General features: G+C 26.2%; 18 protein-coding genes. 9 read left to right on the forward strand and 9 right to left on the reverse strand.

Annotated features, from left to right (window positions below; genetic code table 11):
• Positions 1 to 3: 3 nt before the first annotated feature.
• Positions 4 to 603 (forward strand): hypothetical protein, encoded by a 600-nt coding sequence (locus BMUR_RS12120; RefSeq protein ID WP_013114831.1) that lies wholly within the window; start codon positions 4 to 6, stop codon positions 601 to 603.
• Between the two features lie 15 nt (positions 604 to 618).
• Here the strand turns inward: BMUR_RS12120 and BMUR_RS12125 are convergent, their stop codons facing one another.
• Positions 619 to 1,701 (reverse strand): glycosyltransferase family 61 protein, encoded by a 1,083-nt coding sequence (locus tag BMUR_RS12125; RefSeq protein ID WP_013114832.1) that lies wholly within the window; start codon positions 1,699 to 1,701, stop codon positions 619 to 621.
• 458 nt (positions 1,702 to 2,159) lie between these two features.
• Here BMUR_RS12125 and BMUR_RS12130 point away from each other — a divergent pair, with 458 nt between their 5' ends.
• The 4 genes from BMUR_RS12130 (at position 2,160) to BMUR_RS12145 (ending at position 8,123) form a co-directional block, all read left to right on the forward strand.
• Positions 2,160 to 3,545 (forward strand): MATE family efflux transporter, encoded by a 1,386-nt coding sequence (locus BMUR_RS12130; protein ID WP_013114833.1) that lies wholly within the window; start codon positions 2,160 to 2,162, stop codon positions 3,543 to 3,545.
• Positions 3,546 to 3,753: 208 nt separating this feature from the next.
• A complete protein-coding gene (locus tag BMUR_RS12135; protein ID WP_013114834.1) occupies positions 3,754 to 5,688 on the forward strand; it encodes a methyl-accepting chemotaxis protein in 1,935 nt (644 codons plus the stop codon).
• A gap of 12 nt (positions 5,689 to 5,700) precedes the next feature.
• On the forward strand, positions 5,701 to 7,653 hold the full coding sequence (locus BMUR_RS12140; protein WP_013114835.1) for a methyl-accepting chemotaxis protein: 1,953 nt from the start codon (positions 5,701 to 5,703) through the stop codon (positions 7,651 to 7,653).
• The gene (locus BMUR_RS12145; protein WP_013114836.1) at positions 7,653 to 8,123 is read left to right on the forward strand and encodes a CvpA family protein; all 471 of its coding nucleotides are present in this window, start codon (positions 7,653 to 7,655) and stop codon (positions 8,121 to 8,123) included. The genes BMUR_RS12140 and BMUR_RS12145 overlap by 1 nt, the downstream gene beginning before the upstream one ends.
• Positions 8,124 to 8,171: 48 nt before the next feature.
• Here the strand turns inward: BMUR_RS12145 and BMUR_RS12150 are convergent, their stop codons facing one another.
• The 7 genes from BMUR_RS12150 to BMUR_RS12180 form a co-directional block, all read right to left on the reverse strand.
• Complete coding sequence (locus BMUR_RS12150; protein WP_013114837.1) at positions 8,172 to 8,393, reverse strand: putative Se/S carrier-like protein; 222 nt, start codon at positions 8,391 to 8,393, stop codon at positions 8,172 to 8,174.
• A complete protein-coding gene (locus BMUR_RS12155; protein ID WP_013114838.1) occupies positions 8,387 to 9,505 on the reverse strand; it encodes an aminotransferase class V-fold PLP-dependent enzyme in 1,119 nt (372 codons plus the stop codon). The genes BMUR_RS12150 and BMUR_RS12155 overlap by 7 nt, the downstream gene beginning before the upstream one ends.
• A gap of 14 nt (positions 9,506 to 9,519) precedes the next feature.
• A complete protein-coding gene (gene yedF, locus BMUR_RS12160) occupies positions 9,520 to 10,089 on the reverse strand; it encodes a sulfurtransferase-like selenium metabolism protein YedF (RefSeq protein WP_013114839.1) in 570 nt (189 codons plus the stop codon).
• Between the two features lie 89 nt (positions 10,090 to 10,178).
• The gene (locus tag BMUR_RS12165) at positions 10,179 to 10,985 is read right to left on the reverse strand and encodes a metal ABC transporter permease (protein WP_013114840.1); all 807 of its coding nucleotides are present in this window, start codon (positions 10,983 to 10,985) and stop codon (positions 10,179 to 10,181) included.
• A 118-nt stretch (positions 10,986 to 11,103) separates the two neighbouring features.
• The gene (locus tag BMUR_RS12170) at positions 11,104 to 12,189 is read right to left on the reverse strand and encodes a serpulina hyodysenteriae variable surface protein (protein WP_013114841.1); all 1,086 of its coding nucleotides are present in this window, start codon (positions 12,187 to 12,189) and stop codon (positions 11,104 to 11,106) included.
• Between the two features lie 116 nt (positions 12,190 to 12,305).
• The gene (locus BMUR_RS12175; protein WP_013114842.1) at positions 12,306 to 13,046 is read right to left on the reverse strand and encodes a metal ABC transporter ATP-binding protein; all 741 of its coding nucleotides are present in this window, start codon (positions 13,044 to 13,046) and stop codon (positions 12,306 to 12,308) included.
• 31 nt (positions 13,047 to 13,077) lie between these two features.
• Entirely contained in the window at positions 13,078 to 13,983 is a 906-nt protein-coding gene (locus BMUR_RS12180; protein ID WP_013114843.1) for a metal ABC transporter substrate-binding protein, read from the reverse strand.
• A 181-nt stretch (positions 13,984 to 14,164) separates the two neighbouring features.
• Here BMUR_RS12180 and BMUR_RS12185 point away from each other — a divergent pair, with 181 nt between their 5' ends.
• From BMUR_RS12185 to BMUR_RS12200, 4 genes are read left to right on the forward strand one after another with little or no spacing between them, the layout of a single operon-like run.
• Positions 14,165 to 14,572, forward strand: coding sequence for an META domain-containing protein (locus BMUR_RS12185; protein ID WP_013114844.1), 408 nt, complete (start codon positions 14,165 to 14,167; stop codon positions 14,570 to 14,572).
• A gap of 16 nt (positions 14,573 to 14,588) precedes the next feature.
• Positions 14,589 to 14,999: an META domain-containing protein gene (locus BMUR_RS12190; protein ID WP_013114845.1), complete on the forward strand. Its 411-nt coding sequence runs from the start codon at positions 14,589 to 14,591 to the stop codon at positions 14,997 to 14,999.
• 7 nt (positions 15,000 to 15,006) lie between these two features.
• Positions 15,007 to 15,735, forward strand: coding sequence for an ABC transporter permease (locus BMUR_RS12195; RefSeq protein WP_013114846.1), 729 nt, complete (start codon positions 15,007 to 15,009; stop codon positions 15,733 to 15,735).
• The gene (locus tag BMUR_RS12200) at positions 15,725 to 16,411 is read left to right on the forward strand and encodes an ATP-binding cassette domain-containing protein (RefSeq protein WP_013114847.1); all 687 of its coding nucleotides are present in this window, start codon (positions 15,725 to 15,727) and stop codon (positions 16,409 to 16,411) included. The genes BMUR_RS12195 and BMUR_RS12200 overlap by 11 nt, the downstream gene beginning before the upstream one ends.
• 358 nt (positions 16,412 to 16,769) lie before the next feature.
• On the opposite strand, the gene BMUR_RS12205 is transcribed toward BMUR_RS12200, so the two are convergent.
• Positions 16,770 to 17,444, reverse strand: coding sequence for a suppressor of fused domain protein (locus BMUR_RS12205; RefSeq protein WP_013114848.1), 675 nt, complete (start codon positions 17,442 to 17,444; stop codon positions 16,770 to 16,772).
• Positions 17,445 to 17,481 lie beyond the last annotated feature (37 nt).

Genomic DNA, 17,481 nt, shown 5'->3' on the forward strand with positions numbered 1-17,481 from the left:
ATTATGATTGATTATAATGAAATAAAAAGAAGATTAGAAAATAATTATAAAGATTGCTATAGCACTATAACAGAAATTTCTTCAGATAATAGAGATAAAAACAAAACAATATTATTTATTGTAAATAATAAAATATCGATTAACTTTGATGCGAAATTATCAAAAAAATTTAAATCTGAAAATGAGACTCAAGGAAATACTGAATTCAAATCTGTAGATATGCTGCATATAAAAAATGATACCATAGATTTAATTGAGTTTAAAAATATTACAAGTAAAAAAGATAATTATTATAATAAATTAAAAGTTCAAGGAATAGAAAGTTTAATAGTATTATTTAAATTGTTAAAAAAAGAGAAGTTAATAGAAACATTTAATCAGTTATTTGATTTTAATTTTATTAAAATCAATTACTATATAATAGTACCAGATGATTTATCACCAAATCAATATTCAGATAATAATAGAAATAGAAACAGATTGCAAAAAATATGTTTATTTTCAAGATTAGAAAGTGAGTACAGCGGTAAATTTTTTTATGATGTATCATCATATACGGCAAACTCATTTAATAAAAATTATATTGATGTGTATATAAATTGATCTAATATTTTATAATCAGCATTTCTCAAAGTCTTCAAGAGTTTTTTTGAACTTTTCTAAATCTATAGAAAAATTATATCTATCTCTATCCTTTATATTGTAAAAATAATGTATATTTTTAGGATTATCTTCTACATACTCAAAGTATTTCATCCCTTTTATATTGCATATATATCTATGACAATCCTCATAACGTACATTAGCTACTATACCAAGTACAGAAGTTTTATCATCACAGCATACTATATTAGTTAATCCGCTTCCCAAAACAGATATTATTTTTTTAGCTTTATTAAATAAACAAAATTGTTCTGCTATAGAATAGTCTTCAGGATATATAACTTTATATCCCAAAGGTAGAAGTACATCAAGTAATTCTTTCTCATTTATAATATTTCTAGTTTTTACTTTTTTACGGCTTATATATACTTTATCATGAAATTCAATATTACATTTATTTAATAATCCTTCAGTAAACTCTAAAAACTTGTCGCATTCCCATTTAAAAGGTTTTGAAGGTACTAAACAAGGAAAAGAACTAAAAAATAAATGTTCGCATTCTATCTTTTTTTCATCTGGAACATTAATAACATTTTTAACTCCGAATAATTCAAGACTTTCTTTATAAAATTTAGCTTTACAGCCTTCACTTATAATAAAATTATCTATTTTATCAAATAATCCAGAATCTTTTAGTATAAATAATCTTGATAATATATCATGAACCCAATGTCCGTAATATTCCTGAGCCGCAGATTTTAAAGCAAAAATATTACCTTTAATTCTAATTTTTCTGCGTAAATTAAAAAATAGAAATCTCCCTGATAACTGTGCACTAGGTTCTATCATATCATCATGTAAATTATCTTTTATCAATTTGTCATCTTTAGTAAATATGAATCCGCAGTCTGAATAAATTACAGCATTCTTTATAGAACATATATAATCAATTTTATTAGATGAGTTATATTGTATAGGTATATAATTTGTATATTCTGAATCTTTAGCATTAATTGATTTTTTTTTCAAATCGTCAGATATTTTTTTGGATAACTTATTTCTTATACTAGAATGCAATAATTTATTAAATATAGGCATTATTGCTCCTAAAGACTTTATTAAAACTTATTGAATTAAAAATACTGCTAAAAAAATATTTTATATAATTTTCTAACTTAATATAATATTTTACAATTAGGTATTGTATGATATAAAAATTAATAATATAAGAAATTAATTTATTTAGATGCGATGCGATGCGATGCGATGCGATGCGATGCGATGCGATGCGATGCGATGCGATGCGATGCGATGCGATGCGATGCGATGCGATGCGATGCGATGAACATGTAAAAATCCTATATATTAATTATTTTTTAAGAATTATTTAATAATATACATTAATTTGAAAAATTGTCAATAAAATACATTATTTTAATATTTTATTTATTTTACTTTTATATAAAAAATTATTAAAACATATTGACAAATATATAATTAATTATATATTACTTCACGTTTTTATTTATCAGAATAATTTTTTTAGAGATTATATTATGAATTCTATTAATAAAAAGAAAACACTCTTTGGAAATTTTGACTTTTATAAATTATGCATATCTATTGCAGTACCGGTAATGCTTCAGCAGCTTATAATGGGTATGGTATCATTAATAGATAATTTCATGGTGGCAGAACTAGGCGATATAAAAATGGCTGCCGTAAATGTATCTAATCAGTTAAACTTTATATATCTTGTTATACTCAATACCTGTTATGGGGCAGGCGGAATATATATGGCTCAGAATAATGGGGCTGATAATAAAGAAGGTATGCAGCAGGCTTTCAGATTTAAAGTTATACTTCCGCTTGTTATTTCTATTATCTATATGGTATTAATGCTTATTAATCCGGAAATATTTATGCGTTTAATGACTAGAGGAAATACTTCTCAGGAAGCTATACTTGTATCAAGTACAAAATATATGAGTATAATAGCTTTTACATTTATACCAATATCTATATCTGGTGCTATAGGTTCTTCATACAGAGAAATAGGAAAACCGCATATACCGCTTATAATATCTGTTATAGCTACATTATGCAATACTCTTGGAAACTATATATTAATATACGGTAATTTAGGAGCTCCAAGACTAGAAGAGAGAGGGGCTGCTATCGCCACACTCATAGCTAGAATAATAGAGATGGTACTATTCATAGCTTATATAAAACTCCATAAAGAGAAGTTTTATGTTAGAACTAGAGAAATATTAAAAGTAAAATTAAATGTATTTTATTCTATGCTCAAAAAATCTAGTTTGATATTTTTAAGCGAGATAAGCTGGGGTTTAAGCGAGATGTTTATGACAGCACTTTATAATAGTAGGGGAGGGGCTGAAACAGTTGCTGGAATGGCTTCTGGTTTTACAATAGCTAATATATTTTATCTTGTGTTTCAAGGTGTATTTGTTTCTACTATGGTTATAGTAGGCGGTACACTTGGAAGAGGGGAGCTTGAAGAGGCTAAAGATAAGGCAAGGTGGATTATGAATGGTGCTATTATAGCTGGTTTGATTGTAGGGCTTGTACAAATGTCATCAACTTTACTTATTCCAGTAATATTCTCAAAACTTACTGCTGATGCCCAAGCAATTACTAGAAATTTAGTTATATTAATATCATGCTATATGCCGGTATGGACTTATATTAATTCTCAGTTTGCAGTTTCTAGAGCTGGAGGAGATACAGTATTTGGTTTTGCTGTGGATGTACCTGTATCTTTATTTATGTTTGCTCCTTTGGCTTTGATACTTGCTAAATTTACTTCTGTAGGTCCTGTTGCTATGTTTGGTATAGCAAAATTAACTGACTTTGCTAAAATTACAATAGGTGTAATAATGCTTAAAAAAGAAAGATGGGTTAGAAAGCTTACAGAGTAAAATATTTTCGTATTTGTATCAAAAAATAATGATAAAATATACAGTATGTAATGCTGAAAATTATTGCAAGCTAGGTAAATACTTAATAAACTAATTCCGATTATATAAACGATATTTTATTTTTTAGTTAATTTTATTTTTTTCATACTTTTAATATCTTAAAATTAACTTATAATATATTGTAAATTGATTTAATTGTAGAGGATTTATGAATTACAATTTTTCTCTTATAACATTAGAATTAGGAATTCCAGTTATAGCAACTATTATATCTATTGTAGGTATAATATTATATGCTTATATATATTTTCAATTGTATGAAGAAACGCAGGCTATTATATTGTCTTTAGGTTTTTTATGTTTTGTATTTTCTGCTTTAGAAGCAATAAATATAATCATATCATTATATAGTCCTAATCACCCATTAACATTAAATTTATATAAATTTGAGCAATTAGCCTTATCTCTTACTATTATCCCTTGGCTTGCCTACATAAGAACCCAGCTTACATTAAGTGAGAAATTTCATTTTGTATTAGATAAGCTTTATATAGCAATTGTATTTATATTTATATTATTGTCTGCTATAGCCTTATTATATCCTCAGGCTTTTATATCTTCTAATAATCCTATAACTACTTTAAATGATACTATGAAACACAGTATAAAAAGCAGAGGAGAGTTAGGTCCTGTATATGTTTTCAGAGATTTTATATTTACAATATATTGTTTTGTTATTATATGTGCTTTTATATATGAAATGACTGTAAATAAAAAAGTTAAGAAAAATATACATTTTCTTGTTTTAATATCATTAATCTCTTTGGCATTTTTTGATGATTTTAATGGCGTATCAATATATAGAGAATATTCAAGTAATTTTTTGTTTTTTTCAAATTTAACTTTTTCAAGAATCACATTAGTATATGCTGTATTTAATGTTATAATGATATATTTTTCTGTAAGCAGATTTATTTCAGCGATACATAGGAAAACTACTCAGTCTTATGATTTGGAAAGCATAAAAGCTCAGGATTCTATTATTATTAATACAGCAATAAACACTTCTGAAAAATTATCAGAACTAAAAGATAATTTTGCAGACTCTGTAAATAATTTGGTAAGCAGAGTTGAAAACACATATTCAACAATTAATAATTTGAAAAATGATATAAATAAGGTTATAGAGTATACTAATGAATTTATAACTATAGAAAATTTCCAAATTAATGATGGCAAAATCAATGTAGATAAAATTAACGAATTAGTAGAGACTTATCCTAATTTGCAGATATCTGTAGAACTGCAGAAGAAAGCACTTGAAGAATCAAATTTAAAACTTCAGGAATCTGTAGAAAAAATATATAAGCTTCAGGCAGAAAGCAGAGATACAGTGAGTTTATTTGAAGATTTCCAAAAAAAACTTGAAGAGGAAAAAAATAATTTTATTAAAGAGTTTAGTAAATCAGAATCTTTTAATCAATTAAGTTTTCAAATTAATAGAATTATTTCTTTTATGACAAATATGTCTGATAAAACTAAGACTCTTGCCATAAACTCAAGTATACAGGCTTCAAAGGCTGGAGAATGGTATAATAATTTTTCTGTTGTATCTAAAGAGGTAGCAGAATTAGTATTTGAAACTTCTGATGCTACAAATAATATGCAAAAATTATTGTTTCAAATAGAGGATATATTTAAAAAGTTTAATTATTCAAGCAATAATATTACTAATAATGTATCTTTGCTTATAGAAGAGATGAAAAATCATTATGACAGGCTTAATAAATTTAATAAAAATATGGAAAAACAAAATGATTACAATATGAATATAATAAAAAATACTGATAAGATGTATAATTCAATATCAAATATGACTAATATTATTATTAATGAAGAGAATGATTTTCTTAATATAAAAAGCAAGATAGAAGAAATTAATGCTTATATATTGGATATATCAGAAAAAGCTTCTATAGAAAATAATGAGGTAAAAAATCTTATGAGAGATATGAATAAATTATTGGCTACTTCTAATGATTTAGAATCTGTTACTAGCAAACTTAATGAGGAGATGAAAAGATTCTTAGAATATACTAATGATTTAGAAGATAAGGTTGATGAATATTCTAAAGTAATTTAATAAGGAACAGATATGAATATATTATCAAATTTAATATTAGGATATAATATAACAATACTAAAATTATTAGTGCCTATTATTGGTATTTCTTTAATGTCCGTATTTATTATGTTATATTTATTACTTTCTATTAAAACGAAAAAGGCTATATATATTACTATTTCTGTTACACTTACATTTATACTCATTTATAATATTATATCTCTTATTATAATATTTTTTGAATTGTATGGTATCAATAAAACTATAGCTTTGAATATGTATACTGCCAATAGTATATTAATACTGATTGCTGTAATGCTTATGCCTATAAATACAAAGAGTTTTATATCTGGGAATAAAACTTTATCAAATGTAAATAATGTAGTTTTTATAACTGGTATAGTTTTATCGGTTGTATTAATAATTTTTACTATAATATATCCAAGCAGATTTTTGTCAGTTACTATTAATTATTATGATTCTTCCAGCGTATCATATTTCTTAAGACCTAGAGGTTTATTTTTCTTACTTAGAACTTGTATTATATTATTTGTATTTTTTGTAATGTTTATATCTTCTTTATCAGATATGATAATGAATTATAATTATAAAGTAAATATACCTATGATTATAGCAAATTCAATATCATTAATTTTAATAGTAAGATATTTATATGTGGATAAAACTTTAAATGGTCTTGATTATGATAGAATAGGGCTTGCTATAATAATATCATCTTCTTTTAGGTCTATATCAATATTTTCTTCATTTGCCAAAAATGCCCTTGATTCTATAAAGAGAGAGAGTATATTAAATAATAAACTTCATCTTAATTTAAAGACATTAAATAATATAGATAGAATCTCAGAGGAGCTAAATAATATAGATAAAAATTTAATGGATACGTCTATGTTTGTATTTGAGATAGATAAAGAAACTAAAGATGCATATAATATTATTAGTTCTAAGATAGATGCTATATTAGATGCTAATGATAAATTAATAGAAGCAAAAAATAGTAAGAAAAATCTTATTAAAGACGGATTAAAATATACAAATACCATCTTTACATTTTTTGATAAATATAAATCTCAAATGCAGGAACATTTTAGAGTATTAAGCCAGACAATATCAAATTTGAAAGAATCTGATTTTTCTAATGAACAAATAATGACTTTAAAAAATGAGTTAAGACTTATAAAAGAAAGTTTAATTGAAACATCTAATAGATTTCTTTCTATTATATTAGAATCAGCAGATCAGTTTAAAGATGTAAGCACAATAACAGAGGCAATATACAGCACAATAGAATATATAAAAGCCATTACAAATAAAACAAACCTTTTATCCATAAATGCCGGAATACAGGCATCTAAAGCTGGTTTTTATGGAAAGAGTTTTTCTGTTGTGGCAAAGGAGATAGGTGCTTTATCTTTTGAAATATCTAAAGGAACAGAAGCAATAGAAAAAATGCTTACTGATATATTTGCAGGACTTGTTGTAATAGAAAACTCTTCATTTTATATACATGATCACTGCAAGATTATTTCAGAAGAGGTAAGCAGTATTGCAGAAAATATAGACAATCTTATTAATGAAATAGAAAATGATATCAGCAGCGATTCTAAAAAGTTGAGTAATTTTAAATCTTTAGAGCAGTATAATGAAGTTATGTCTAATATTTTGGTAAATCAGAATTTGATAGTTTTATCTATAAAAGAAAATATTGCTGCTATGCTTGATGTTCAGAATAATTTAAATGCAAAAATAGAATATCAAAATCAAGATGTATATAAAATATTTAATAATTTTAATACTATAATAAAAACTAAAGATGAGCTTAACGATATAACTAAAAAAATAGGAAGTTATTCTTCATTTTCTCATACTGATATAGAGGCATTATCAAATATTATAAATACACATAGAAAGAAGAGCAGCTTCACATTTGCCCCTATTATAGCATTACTAAAGAAATCATAATGATTAATATTGATACATTATTGATTATAATATTGACCATATTATTTATATATGGTTTTAAAAAGGGACTTATATCTATTATTATACCTATTGCTGCTGTGATAGTTTCTTTTATAATAGCTCCTATTATATATAATCATATGTCGAAATATTTTGATCATTCTATTATTTTGAAGATTATATCTTTAATAGTTACTTACTCTGTTATAAGGATAATACTTTCAAAGGTAGAAAAAAGTGTAAAAGATATTTTGAAAATAATATATTTATCTTGGGTTGATAGGATTATTGGTGCTGCTATAGTTTTATTTGCTGCATGCATTATTATTTATTTTTTATCTTCGATAATTATGTATTATCTTCCGGAATATTTTAATTATATAGAAAAATCAAAAGTGATTAATTTAATATTTGAATTATTTAAAAATAATTATATATCAGATTTTATTAATAATAGTGATATATTATAAAATTAAATGCTTATTTTTGTAATAAAAACCAAGCATTTAAATATTTTGTTAATTTTCAGTATCTTTTACTTTTACAACCAAACCAGCTGCCTCAAGCAATGATACAATATATACTTTATCATTATCCTCTATATCTATAGCCATATTGCATACACCGAATACAGGCTCAGGTGCAGGTCTTACAACTACTTCTATTCCAGCATCAAGCAAAATTTTTTCTGCTTTAATTAAATCTCTAGGTGTTTGTAAATAACAAAAACTCTTTACCATAATTCATTTCCTAATGTATTGATTAAATATTTTAAATCTTCTTTTGTAGTATACGGTGAGAAAGAAAATCTTATAGCACCATTATCATTTTTATAAAAATTATGTGCTAAAAAAGCACAATGAAAACCATATCGGCATTCTATATTATAGTCTTCATATAGTTTATGAGCTAAATCTGACATACTTATAGAATTAGTAGTTATAGAAAATACAAACCCCTGCGTATTTTTATTTTTAGACCATACAGTTTTATATTTCTTGAGATTTTCTATTTTGTTTATTGTGTCTATCAAATCTTCCGTAGTAATATTCCAATCAGGTCTGTGTTTTAGTGCCGCCAAGAGTCCTATAATTCCTACAGTATTGGGAGTTCCTGCTTCATATATTTCCGGTACACTATATGGGGTTTCATATCCATCTCCAAAACCGCCTCCGAAGTATGCAGGATTTAGGTTTTCTGGATTTTTCACATAAAAACCGCCTGTTCCGGTAGGTCCTAAAAGTCCTTTATGACCAGTAAATGCTATAAAATCAACATTCCATTCATCAGCTTTTATTTCATGCACTCCTACTGCCTGAGTAGCGTCAGCAAGCATCGGTATATCGCCTATGGTTTCTTTAATTTTAGCTATAGGCTGTATTACTCCGCTTATATTACTCTCCATATTAACTATAACTAATGATATTTTCTCTTTTTTTATTATACTTTTAAGAGCATCTGTATCTATTATACCGCCTTCTATTGAAGGTATTATTTTATATTCCACATTATTATTTTTATTTAACTTGTATACAGGTCTAAGCACTGCATTATGCTCCAAAGCAGATATCAATATTTTACAATCATGCAGGTTCAAACCTATAAGTATATCATTTACAGATCTAGTAGCCCCAGAAGTAAATATTATATTGGCGTCATTTTTAGTGCCTATAAATTTTTTAGCTAATATTTCTCTGCATTCTTCTATCTTCTGAGTGGTTTCTTTTCCTCTTTTTGTGTTAACTCTTCCGTAAGTGCCGCCTACATTCATTATAAAATTATACATCTCTTCGGCAACTTCCTTAGGTTTAGGAAAACTAGTTGTAGAATTATCAAAATAATAATTTTTCATAATAAAAATAAGTTTTATGCCCTTATTACAGCAGAAGCATTAGCCATAGCCTCTATAATTCCAAGCATATTGGTTTGCTCTTCTACTTTAATTCCTTCTAATTCATAAAATTTAACACAAGTACCACAGAAAAATATTTTTATTCCTGCATCTCTTAATTCCTGAAGTAAAGTTTTATAAGGCTCTTCAATACCCAAATAAACTCCGCCGTTATAGCAATATAAAGCTTCAGGTTTTGGATTTGCATCTTTTAAAGCACCTAAAAATGCCTTTAATAATAATTCTCCAAGCTCATCATTTCCAAGTCCCATAACTTTTTTATCAACTACTGCTATTACAGGTCCTGATGATTTTTCTTTGCTGTTATTTAATGACAATTCTTTATTTTTTACAATTTTAAAGTTTTGACCTTCATTAGTGTATGTTATGCCATTATTTTTTAAGAAGTCTGTGATATTGTGAAAAGCAACATCATCATCTATAAGAACTTCTATTTCTTCGTTTAATGCAGCATTGTTTAGAGCAGTTTTAGTTAGAATTAATGGTTTTGGGCAAGGCACGCCTCTAGCATCTATAGTTTTCATAATCTTACTTCCTTAAATAATTTTGTAGATAATGATAATAATAATATATCAAAATTACTTTATTGTCAATTATGTATTATAAACTAATATTATTTCTTAAAAGACGGTAATGATTTTATCAAAAGTATGGCTATAAAAGTTATTATGCTTATCAAAACTATGGTAGCACCGGGTTTTAATCCTTTATAGTATGAAATAAATATTCCTAGTATTGTAAAAAATAAATTGAAAATCACAGCATAAATAATAGTTTTTTTATAGCTGTTTGCAATCTGCATAGAGCATGCAGCAGGAACTACCATCATTGACGATACTATTAAAGAGCCTATCGTTCTTGCTGATATTGATACGGCGGCAGCTGTAAGTATTGTAAATATGAAGTTTATCCTATTAACTGGAACACCTGATAATTTAGCTAATCTTTCATTAAATGTTATATAGAAAATCTCTTTATATAAAAGTATAAAAACAAGTATAGATATTAAACTTATTAATATTATTAACTTTAATTCAAAATCACTTATAGCTACTATACTTCCGAATAAAAAACTGTTAAAATTAGCATTGTTGGAAACAAACCCTGAGAGTACTCCTGCAATTCCTATTGATAAAGACATTATAATTGATATAGACATTTCTCCATATTTTGATATTTTTTTTCTGATAAACTCAATGGATAAAGCCGCCAATATACAAAATACAATTGAGGCTGCTATAGGATTAATATTAAATACAAGCCCGAAAGCAACACCTGCAAGAGAGGTATGAGATATGGCATCTCCTATCATAGAAAGCCTTTTTAATACAACTACAACACCTATGCATGGTATAATTACAGCAAGCATAATACCTACTATAAAAGCCTTACGCATAAAATCATACTGAAATATTTCCATATAAGTTTTCCAAAAATCAATGATAATTGAAGATATTATACTATAATTATTTTAAAATGAAAGTTTATAAAAGGGCTTATTTAAATATAAGCCCTTAATATAATAAAATTATATATTATTATTCATTACCAAAAGAAGGTAAGTACCAAGTGATTCCAGTAGTAGTTTCAAAATATACAGGTATAGAATTTCCGTTTGGAGCATAATCTCCATTAATGTCCATCTCAAAATACCATTCTAAATCTTCAACTGGAGTAATATAAAGCTCAGTATATGCAGACCAAGCTAAAGCATGAATTAGACCAGAACCTTTAAATCCCTCATCAATAATAGAGTATCCCAAACCCGGTTCCATATATAAAGTAATTATATCGCTGCTCGCTTCTAATCCTAAAGTAGGAAGTATTGATAATTGATAAGTCTCTCTTTCAAGCAAATCAGTACCTACACTTGTTGGTATTATTACACTGTCTGAATATACTTCATAACTTCCTAAAGTTTTTCCCTTAGCACCTAAAGAAGTATCATAAGTAACTTTAATAAACGGAGTAAGAGAAACGTTTCCAACTACTGCTCCAAAATATAGTCTGAAATCAAAACCGAATGATGAAGCTGTGTATGTAGAATAGGTATCTTTAGTCTGATTAATTCCGTATTTTAATGTCAATCTGAATTCTTTAAAAATATCTGAATCACTATAATATCTTATTTGCGGGTCAAGGCTTATACCTGTATATTTATAATTATTAACGTTAAATAGAGAATCTGTTACAGCAATTTGTACCGGAACTACTATTCTTAGGTTATTGTTTAAGGCATTAACAGCCAAAACAGGAGTATGTATACCAAAATTTTTATGCGAATTTAGAATTTCATCTATTAACGGCATAGTGTAATTGTATCCTATACCTATGCCTATCAAGTCTGAAGTATATCCTATACCAGCAGATATAGTTGCATCCAAATTAAAATTATTATCTGAAGAAACTAGTATTGAGCCTAAATAACCAGTATTAGCTCTAAAACCAAATGTACCTTTAATGGTATCATTTCCTAATGTAAAGCCTAATTGATCCATTCTGGCTCTGAATTGATTTCCATCTGTGAGAAAGTCAATCCAATCATTATTATTGCCGTACATACCAAAAACTAATGCATTGCTTATAGATAGTACAGCAATTACAGTAAATAAAACTTTTTTCATAGTTTGAATTCTCCTAAAAAAATTTAGGAAATTATATATATTATATACTAAAAAATCAAATTTATTTTACATTAAAATATATTTTTGTTAATTAATATTATAAAATGTAATCAAAATCAGCATGAACAAGCATTATCACTATTAGGGTGTTTATGCTTATGAGAAAGCTCTATATCTATTTGATTCTTTTCAAGTTCTATTAAAGTACCGTCCTCAAAACAAAATATTCTATTTGATATTTTTGACATTCTTTCCACATCATGTGTAACCATTATTATAGATACATTTTCATTTTTATTTAAATTATAAAGTATATTGTATATTAGTTCTGTTGTTTCTCTGTCAACTCCATTAGTAGGTTCATCGAGTACAAGCAAATTTGGTTTTGATATTAAAGTTCTTGCTAAAAATACTCTCTGAACCTGACCGCCTGAAAGTTTATATATCATTCTGTCTTTATAATTTTCCATACCCAAAAGTTTTAAGGCTTCTATAACTTTATTATGATGTTTTTTATTAGGAAATCTAAATAACCCTATATCAGCAAAATTATTAGACATTACAATTTCATAAACTGTTGCTGGAAAATTCATTATTTTAGAATATGCATTTTGTTCTAAATATCCGATTTTTTTCCAATCTTTAAAATTATTTATATCTTCTCCGTATAGTTTTATACTTCCTTTATATTGATGAAGTTCGCCTAGTATAAGTTTTAATATAGTACTTTTTCCAACTCCGTTAGAGCCTATTATAGATACAAAATCACCTTTATTTATATCGAAACTTATGCATCTTAATATGTCCTCTGAAGTATATCCAAAATGTACATTTTTAAACTCTATAACTTTATCCATAATATTATTCTTTATATTTATATTTGATATCTTATTGATTAAGACCGTTAGTTAATGATATAAGATTTTTTTCCATTACAGAAAAATAGTCTTCGCCATTTTTTATATCTTCTTCGCTTAAAGATTCTATTGGGTTTAGAGTGTATGTTAAAGCTTGAGTTTCTTTAGCTATAGAATCCACCAATTTTGAACTTGAAAACTCTTCATAAAATATAGCTTTTATATTATTATCTTTCATAAAACTTATTGTTTCTGACATAGCTTTAGGGTCAGCTTCATCTCTTGCAATAGCCACCTGATTTAAAGAATATTCTTTACAGAAATGACCGAAAGCAGGGTGTGTTACTATAAGATTGGTGTTCTTTATATTAGATAAATTATCTTTGAATTTTTTATCAAGCTCATCTAAACGTACAGCGTATATATTGTAATTAGAATTATAATAGCCGGCATTATCTTTATCTATTTCTGAGAGAGCATTTTTGATATTTTCCATTTGTTTTTTTGCTTTTATAGGAGAAAGCCAAAAATGAGGGTCTAATTCTTCTTTTTCTATACCATATGAAGTTTCTAAATAATTTAAATCATTTATACTTTCTTTTACAGTATCAGCCCAATGTTCCATTCCGCCTCCGTTATATACAAAAAGGTCTGCTTTAGTTAAATTACCCATATCTTTTGAAGTTATTTCAAAGTCATGAGGTTCTGAACCTGATGAAGTCATGTTATAAACATCTGCTTTTTCTCCGCCTATTTTTTTAGCAAAGTCATATATAGGGTATATACTAGCATAAATCTGAAGTTTTTCAGCATTTGATTTTGGCTTATTTATTACGAGATAATTTTCTTCTGATTGACTGTTATTATCTTTTTTGGCATTATTATTACAGCTAATAATTAATATTAATATAAAAATAGTTGTTATAATTTTATTCATATGTTAAAAATCCTTTAATAAATAATTGATAAATATTATTTTAATATTATAATACTATAATTGTCAAATTTCAACATGTTTTAAAGCACTAACATTTGGATAATATATAAAAATACATATTTAAATATAAAAACTTTTTACCGACAATAATAACAGCATTATAAATTAAATTAGGATAATTATGAAGTATATTGTACAGGTTTTAGCTATATTATTAATTATATTATCTTGTTCAACTACAAAATCTGTTACCCATACAGAAATTAATACTGATGATAGTCTTAATGGAAGAAAATTTAAATTGATAAGTATTTATCCGGAAATGAATATCACTATAGAGTTTACTCCAGACACTATTTTTGGATTTTCTGCTGTTAATAATTATTCATCATCATATATGCTTGACGGTGATATATTTAATGTATTATCTATATCTATGACAAAAAAGACTGGAAGCAGAGAGAAAATTGCAGCTGAAATTGAATATCTTAATATGCTTAAAAATGCAACTTCATATGAGATTAAAGGAAAAAAATTAACAATATATACATTGTTGTCAAATAATAATTTAGTGTTTGAAGAAATATAATTATTGGGATATTTTAATGGTAAGAAATTTTGTATTAATATTTAGTTTTATTATGATAATTTTTATAAGCTCCTGTGCTTCATCAAAGAAATCAATAGCAGTATCTACAAGTACGCTTAATGGAAAAACATTTCAGCTTACTAATATGTTTGAAGGAAGAGGTATTACTATATCTTTTTATAATGAAGAGTTTTACGGATACAGCGGTTTTAATACTTATTTAGGAAAGTATGAAATGAGAAGAGGCGATATGATTATATTTAAAGATATGGTTGTTACAAAAATGGGCGGAGAATCAGAAGCTATTGAGGCAGAGAGACAATATATTGAATTATTAAATAAAGCATCTTCAATAGAGCTTACAAGCAATATGCTTACCATAATAACATTAGATGAGGAAAGACTTGTATTTAAAAGAATAAAATAAAAATGAAATGAATAATAAAAAAATTATATATATATTATTTGGTATAATTATCTTTATTTTGTTATGGTGCTTTATTTCTATTAAAATCAATTCTGAAATAATATTTCCAAATATATTTACAATAATAAAAAAGTTAGGTGATATTGTATTAGAAAAATCATTTTATAAAGATTTGATGTATAGTATAGTTAGGGTATTTGCGGCATTTATTTTGTCATTTTTGTCTGCTTTTTTATTCGGGGTATTATCGGGTATATTTTTACCTTTAAGATATATACTTATGCCTATAATAAATTTTATACGTACTATACCTACAATACCTCTTATATTAGTTGCTGTAATATGGTTTGATAATGATACTGTGCCTATATTTGTATCTATGCTAGTTATATTTCCTATAATATATGATGCTATTACTAACGGCATTATAAATGTTGATAAAAATCTTATAGAAATGTCTTTGTCTTACAATGTATCTTTAAAAAATCAGATAATTAATCTTTATATACCTTATATAAAACCTTATGTTTTAACTGCTTTATCACAGTCTATGGGTATTACTTGGAAAAGCATATTAGCGGCTGAAATATTGGCACTTCCTAGCTTTGGTATAGGAAGCAGACTTTATGAGTCGCATTTATATTTGGATACTGTAAGTTTATTTGCCTACTCTCTTATTGCTGTGATATTTAATGCTGTTTTGGAAATCATTATAAGGATTACTCATGACAGATAAAATATTTAAATTAGAAAATATAAATCTATCATATAAAGATTTAATAGTGTTTAAGAATTTCAATATAGATTTTCATTTAAACAGTATAAATATAATATTAGGTTCTTCAGGTTCTGGAAAAACTTCACTTTTAAATATAATCTCTTCACATATCGCTAAAGATGATAAAGCATTTGTATATCAGGATCCTAGACTTCTTAATTATTTTAACTGCTACAAAAATATAGAATATGTGCTGAAAGATAAAATAAAAGAGAAAGATAAAAAAAACAAAATAGATAAACAAATAAAATATGCTTTAGAAATGGTAGGGCTAACAAAAAATATATATTCAAAACCAAGCGAATTAAGCGGAGGAATGAGGCAGAGATTATCACTTGCAAGGGCTTTAGCCTATGATTCAAATTTTATACTTATGGACGAGCCATTACAGGGGCAGGATATAAAAAAGAAGAAAGAACTTATTGATATAATAAAAAAAATACAGCTAAATACAAATAAAACTTTTTTCTATGTTACTCATGATGTATCTGAAGCTGTTATGCTTGGAGATTATTTGTATGTGCTTTCAAATAAATACGGATATACTAAACTTATATATGAAAGAGAAATAAAAAATAATTATTTAAATAGTGCATTACAGTCAGAATTAATAGAGGTTTTGATTGATAGCTAAAAAATTTATTTTTTAGCTATATACTGTAACAATTTTATTTTGTTAACTTATGCATTTTATACATAATTATTAACTTTTTTCATGGCTTCTCCAAAGTTTTACCATAGGCAAGCTTCATGAAAAACGTAATTATGAGAGCTTTATGTTTTATATGTATGTATTAAATTTAGCATATAACATAAATTTAAACTACCCATAAAGATAGACTTCGTCAAATGCAGTTCTTTTGGTTCTTTCATACAACGCCGCCGGCTGATAGACGTCATAAAAGAACTTGGCTATAAGGCAAAGTCACAAATATTAAAAACAAAATATAACTTTATTTTTTACAAACTTGTTTATGTGTATACTGCAATATTCACAATAAAGAAGCCCTGTTGTAATCTGTTATATCCGTTCCTATTTTTTGAGCTAATTCTTTTACTGTTATTTTTTTGTCATATATAGCATTAAGTTCGCTGTCAGTTGCTCCGACAAGCTCAACAAAAATAACTTTTCCATTAGGTGTGTCTATTTCGCCTGCTTCATCTGGTATCGTTATGAATCCAGTTATTTTAGATTTTTGTTTTGAGTCTATTCCTTCTTTTTGTTTAGTCCATATATATTGGTATGGATTGAATATTGATCCGCTTTCAAATACATATCCTGCCAGTTGCTGTAAAAATCCTACTGCTGACTTTATTTCATCATCTGAAGCGTCTTCGTCTTTGGTATTATAAGCTTGTTTTTCATTCATTTTTAATTTAAAAGTAAGTTCAAAACCAAATCCGCTGTATTCTTTATCTTCAGATTCTTTTTCATAAAGTTCACTAAATCCGTAAGTAACAAAATGATAATATCCATCACACCTGTAAACGCTTACTCCGTCAAGAGGGTCTTTTCCTCCAAGTTCATAGCTTATTATAGGTCTGTAGTGTAAAGGCTCTTTTTGTTCTTTGTATATTTTTTCAAAAGTTTTAGTTATGGCATCAAAACCAGAAGTGTTTATTTCTTCGTTATTTAAATCATTATTGTTTAAATTTTCTTTGCTCATAATATTCTCCAATTATTATGTTAATTATTAAAATTTA

The organism is Brachyspira murdochii DSM 12563 (assembly GCF_000092845.1).
Classification (GTDB): domain Bacteria; phylum Spirochaetota; class Brachyspiria; order Brachyspirales; family Brachyspiraceae; genus Brachyspira; species Brachyspira murdochii.

What these genes read in the sequence shown, in the direction of transcription:
- BMUR_RS12120 (WP_013114831.1), top strand. Translation starts at nt 4, where the DNA reads ATGATTGATTATAATGAAATAAAAAGAAGATTAGAAAATAATTATAAA.
- BMUR_RS12125 (WP_013114832.1), bottom strand. Translation starts at nt 1,701, where the DNA reads ATGCCTATATTTAATAAATTATTGCATTCTAGTATAAGAAATAAGTTA.
- BMUR_RS12130 (WP_013114833.1), top strand. Translation starts at nt 2,160, where the DNA reads ATGAATTCTATTAATAAAAAGAAAACACTCTTTGGAAATTTTGACTTT.
- BMUR_RS12135 (WP_013114834.1), top strand. Translation starts at nt 3,754, where the DNA reads ATGAATTACAATTTTTCTCTTATAACATTAGAATTAGGAATTCCAGTT.
- BMUR_RS12140 (WP_013114835.1), top strand. Translation starts at nt 5,701, where the DNA reads ATGAATATATTATCAAATTTAATATTAGGATATAATATAACAATACTA.
- BMUR_RS12145 (WP_013114836.1), top strand. Translation starts at nt 7,653, where the DNA reads ATGATTAATATTGATACATTATTGATTATAATATTGACCATATTATTT.
- BMUR_RS12150 (WP_013114837.1), bottom strand. Translation starts at nt 8,393, where the DNA reads ATGGTAAAGAGTTTTTGTTATTTACAAACACCTAGAGATTTAATTAAA.
- BMUR_RS12155 (WP_013114838.1), bottom strand. Translation starts at nt 9,505, where the DNA reads ATGAAAAATTATTATTTTGATAATTCTACAACTAGTTTTCCTAAACCT.
- yedF (WP_013114839.1), bottom strand. Translation starts at nt 10,089, where the DNA reads ATGAAAACTATAGATGCTAGAGGCGTGCCTTGCCCAAAACCATTAATT.
- BMUR_RS12165 (WP_013114840.1), bottom strand. Translation starts at nt 10,985, where the DNA reads ATGGAAATATTTCAGTATGATTTTATGCGTAAGGCTTTTATAGTAGGT.
- BMUR_RS12170 (WP_013114841.1), bottom strand. Translation starts at nt 12,189, where the DNA reads ATGAAAAAAGTTTTATTTACTGTAATTGCTGTACTATCTATAAGCAAT.
- BMUR_RS12175 (WP_013114842.1), bottom strand. Translation starts at nt 13,046, where the DNA reads ATGGATAAAGTTATAGAGTTTAAAAATGTACATTTTGGATATACTTCA.
- BMUR_RS12180 (WP_013114843.1), bottom strand. Translation starts at nt 13,983, where the DNA reads ATGAATAAAATTATAACAACTATTTTTATATTAATATTAATTATTAGC.
- BMUR_RS12185 (WP_013114844.1), top strand. Translation starts at nt 14,165, where the DNA reads ATGAAGTATATTGTACAGGTTTTAGCTATATTATTAATTATATTATCT.
- BMUR_RS12190 (WP_013114845.1), top strand. Translation starts at nt 14,589, where the DNA reads ATGGTAAGAAATTTTGTATTAATATTTAGTTTTATTATGATAATTTTT.
- BMUR_RS12195 (WP_013114846.1), top strand. Translation starts at nt 15,007, where the DNA reads ATGAATAATAAAAAAATTATATATATATTATTTGGTATAATTATCTTT.
- BMUR_RS12200 (WP_013114847.1), top strand. Translation starts at nt 15,725, where the DNA reads ATGACAGATAAAATATTTAAATTAGAAAATATAAATCTATCATATAAA.
- BMUR_RS12205 (WP_013114848.1), bottom strand. Translation starts at nt 17,444, where the DNA reads ATGAGCAAAGAAAATTTAAACAATAATGATTTAAATAACGAAGAAATA.